This is a genomic window from Mesorhizobium sp. M1E.F.Ca.ET.063.01.1.1 (assembly GCF_003998155.1).
Taxonomy (GTDB): Bacteria; Pseudomonadota; Alphaproteobacteria; order Rhizobiales; family Rhizobiaceae; genus Mesorhizobium.
On record NZ_RZSC01000756.1, the window covers coordinates 1 to 2,743 of the forward strand.

7 protein-coding genes and 1 pseudogene are annotated in these 2,743 nt (G+C 66.6%); 1 reads left to right on the forward strand and 7 read right to left on the reverse strand.

Going from position 1 to position 2,743, the window contains the following annotated elements:
• Positions 1 to 184, forward strand: a 184-nt coding sequence (locus EOA29_RS42370) for a hypothetical protein (protein ID WP_210213193.1), incomplete at its 5' end; no start/stop codon positions are given.
• Here EOA29_RS42370 and EOA29_RS31770 read toward each other — a convergent pair.
• From EOA29_RS31770 to EOA29_RS42375, 7 genes and pseudogenes are all read right to left on the reverse strand, one after another.
• Positions 177 to 428 (reverse strand): hypothetical protein, encoded by a 252-nt coding sequence (locus EOA29_RS31770; RefSeq protein WP_059186486.1) that lies wholly within the window; start codon positions 426 to 428, stop codon positions 177 to 179. The genes EOA29_RS42370 and EOA29_RS31770 overlap by 8 nt on opposite strands.
• Positions 429 to 580: 152 nt before the next feature.
• Positions 581 to 904, reverse strand: a complete 324-nt coding sequence (locus EOA29_RS31775) for a hypothetical protein (RefSeq protein WP_126094505.1) — start codon at positions 902 to 904, stop codon at positions 581 to 583.
• Positions 904 to 1,098: a hypothetical protein gene (locus tag EOA29_RS31780; protein ID WP_126094506.1), complete on the reverse strand. Its 195-nt coding sequence runs from the start codon at positions 1,096 to 1,098 to the stop codon at positions 904 to 906. Before EOA29_RS31780 ends, EOA29_RS31775 begins: the two co-directional genes overlap by 1 nt.
• Positions 1,083 to 1,322 carry an ABC transporter permease gene (locus tag EOA29_RS31785; RefSeq protein ID WP_126094507.1) on the reverse strand — a complete coding sequence of 80 codons (240 nt, stop codon included), beginning with the start codon at positions 1,320 to 1,322 and terminating at the stop codon, positions 1,083 to 1,085. The genes EOA29_RS31780 and EOA29_RS31785 overlap by 16 nt, the downstream gene beginning before the upstream one ends.
• Before the next feature lie 106 nt (positions 1,323 to 1,428).
• Positions 1,429 to 1,632 (reverse strand): hypothetical protein, encoded by a 204-nt coding sequence (locus EOA29_RS41780; RefSeq protein WP_189350121.1) that lies wholly within the window; start codon positions 1,630 to 1,632, stop codon positions 1,429 to 1,431.
• Complete coding sequence (locus tag EOA29_RS31790) at positions 1,629 to 2,195, reverse strand: putative peptidoglycan-binding domain-containing protein (protein ID WP_245464972.1); 567 nt, start codon at positions 2,193 to 2,195, stop codon at positions 1,629 to 1,631. Before EOA29_RS31790 ends, EOA29_RS41780 begins: the two co-directional genes overlap by 4 nt.
• A gap of 350 nt (positions 2,196 to 2,545) precedes the next feature.
• A pseudogene (locus tag EOA29_RS42375) lies at positions 2,546 to 2,743 on the reverse strand (hypothetical protein); the annotation flags it as partial.

The following is a 2,743-nucleotide window of genomic DNA, read 5'->3' on the forward strand; positions in this document are numbered from 1 at the left end:
CTGGTCCGCCGCAGTGCCCTTCAACCCCGACCAGACGGCACTGCGGCGGACAGCAACTCAGGGGGAAAACTGTAACCTATGTATCCGGTTCAAAGTGTTACCCATCTATCGGCTGGACAGTCTGCGCCCGATGCTCGCCGGTTGGGAACCGGCGATCATCGGTTGCCTGGCCGGCCTCACTTAGGCCCCTTATCGCCTCTGCCGTTGTTGCTCCCGCCCTTGTCGCCTCGGCCGTGATCACCCCTGCCTTGGTGGTGGCTTTCGCCACCCAGGCAGTTGGCATCGCCGACGCCGCAGCAGCGGCCGGCCCAGAGCTTGTTGGTCGGCGTGTTGTCGCATTCGTAGATCTGCTGGCCGGCCATCGCGGAGCCGCCCAAGGCTGAGACGGCGACAGCGGCGAGAAGTGCATTGCGCAGGATTGCAGTCATCGGAAAATCTCCATGGGTAGATAGTGTTCATTTGCACCCATGCGTCGCCCGGCGGCACAAATTGGTTCACGGAGTTTTCAGAGAATCTGCCGACGGCTTAAGGTCGTCTACGAACAGGCCTGGATTGGCAAAGTCCGTGCCGGGGGACCCCCTCATTCTTCCGGCGCCGGCCTGAACCGCCGCACCACCACCTCGAACACGATGTCCGAGATCCACATGGCCGAGACGCCGATGAGGAAGGCGGCGGCTAAAGTGGTGGTATCGTCGGCGGCGTCCGGCATCGGCAGGCCGCTCGCCTGAACCCAGGCGGCGACAGGCAGCGTCAGATAGGCGGCGGCCAAAGCGCCGCAGATCGGCGATGCCACCATCTCGCGCAATTTGTAGCGATGGCGCGAGAGTGCCCTGAGCACCCCGCCGGCGAGACCGGCGGCCACCACCTGGCCCTTAATGCCAAGCAGATCGAAGATGTCGTGCATCACGGCCTCCAGCCGCAGAGTTTCTCGCCCTTGCGGTTGTGGGCGAGAAGCGTCCTCGCTTCCTCGTTCGACAGCGCATCGACCGCCTTGGCGGAGAGCCGCAGCGGCGAGGACATCGCGCAAAAGCCGCTCTTGGCCGTGGCGCAGCCGCTGAGCGCGGCGGCGAGGACAGCGGCGATCAGTTTTTTGCCCATGACCTCAGCTCCATCTTGACCGCATCCGCGGGCAGCGCGCCGACATCGTTATCGACCTGGTCGGCGATATTGCGGGCCGCCGCTTCACTGGCCGCTTGCCTGGCGCGCTCGGCGCGCGCGCCGGCGAGCCTTTGGTGAAAGCCCCAGCCAAGCGCCGCGACAAAGGAGGCCAGGATGCCCAGGATCGCCGGATTGCCGGCGAGGAAGGAGAGTAGCGCCGTCATGCCAGCCACCACATGACAAGCGCGCCGATCAGGAGCAGCGCGCCGATGACCCAGGGCAAGGCCCGGCCGATGAGTTCGGTGAAGACCTCGACCATTTTTTGCTCCCTCACTTCGACCAGTGGAACCTTCGGGCGAACGCGTACCAGGCCTCGGCGGCGAAGCTGAGCGCCAGGCCGATGCCGGTTTCGAGCGCCACCTGGATGTCAGGATCGGCCGAAAGCGCCGCGGCGTCGCCAGCGCCGAGCAGGCCGCGCGCGACGAGGACGCCGGCGCCGTAGCGCAGGCCGATGCGGATGATGACGGCGATCATTGGCAAAACACTCTGAAGAGATTGCAGGGAAGATGCGCGGCCCACGCGACGGCCGAGCCGAGCGCCAGAACGATCAAGGCGAAGATGCCGGCAAGGCCGGATGACGGAGACTTTGCCGGCGGCACGGCGGGCGGTTGTGTCGCGCCCCCGGCAGGCGTCGCAACCGTTGGCGCCTCGCCCGGGGATGCTGGCATCATTGGCGAGGATCCAGGAGGCATTTGCGGTGTTGCCGACATCAGCAGCGCTTGCCGGCGCACCGAAGCCACGCGCCCGCTCCAGCCTCTGCCGAAGGTCGGCCAGGTTGGCAGCCGCTGGAGGAAGGCGAGCCGCGCATCGCAAAGCGCATCGATGACAACGCCGGCGGGTTTCGCCCTGGCCGCGGCGAGCGTGGCCGGGCCGATTCTGCCGTCCTGCGCAACGCCGAGCGCCGCTTGCAGGTATTTCGCCGCCCTGCCCGGCCCGCTGTTCACCGCGAAGTCGAAGACGGCGTAGTCGATGCCGTCGGGGAGCGCGGCGCCAAGGACGGCATCCCAATAGAAGCGCCGGTAGGTTCTGATCGGCATCGAGGAGCGGGCGGAGCCTCGCTTCGAGGCCGCGGATACGGCTGCGGATCTCTTCATCGCTCAACCGGTCGAGACTGTTTTGGTTCGCATCGAGACCTTGCGAGAATTCCTTGGGCAGCATCGTCAGCACGACCTTCAGATACTGGTCGGGCTTTTCCGCCCGCACGGCGGCGATCACGCCGGCGCCATGGGCGCGGAAGTCGGCGCGAAGTGCTGCGGCGAAATCATCGCCCAGCGTTTTTTTCGAGCGCTTCGGGCGGGTGGCAGCCGTGCCGGCCGGCGTCGCTCTTGCGGTCTTCGGCCTTGCGGTTCGGGCACCGGTCGTCCTGCGTCGCGCCTTGCTCGCTCCGTCAGCCATGGGCCGTCGCATCGGAGACTGGTGCCTTGGCCGTTCGCGCCTTGGCGACCTTGCGCGCCGGTTTCTTGCGCGGCTTTGAGCGAACTGGCCTTGGCGACGCTGCTTCGCCGATCGAAGCGACCTCAGGAGACGGACCAGACGCTGCCTTCAGCGTCGCCGTAACGGCAGCGATCGCCGAATGGTCCAGGCC

Excerpts from the sequence above, each read along its gene's own strand:
- EOA29_RS31770 (WP_059186486.1), bottom strand. The coding sequence starts at position 428 with ATGACTGCAATCCTGCGCAATGCACTTCTCGCCGCTGTCGCCGTCTCA.
- EOA29_RS31775 (WP_126094505.1), bottom strand. The coding sequence starts at position 904 with ATGCACGACATCTTCGATCTGCTTGGCATTAAGGGCCAGGTGGTGGCC.
- EOA29_RS31780 (WP_126094506.1), bottom strand. The coding sequence starts at position 1,098 with ATGGGCAAAAAACTGATCGCCGCTGTCCTCGCCGCCGCGCTCAGCGGC.
- EOA29_RS31785 (WP_126094507.1), bottom strand. The coding sequence starts at position 1,322 with ATGACGGCGCTACTCTCCTTCCTCGCCGGCAATCCGGCGATCCTGGGC.
- EOA29_RS41780 (WP_189350121.1), bottom strand. The coding sequence starts at position 1,632 with ATGATCGCCGTCATCATCCGCATCGGCCTGCGCTACGGCGCCGGCGTC.
- EOA29_RS31790 (WP_245464972.1), bottom strand. The coding sequence starts at position 2,195 with ATGCCGATCAGAACCTACCGGCGCTTCTATTGGGATGCCGTCCTTGGC.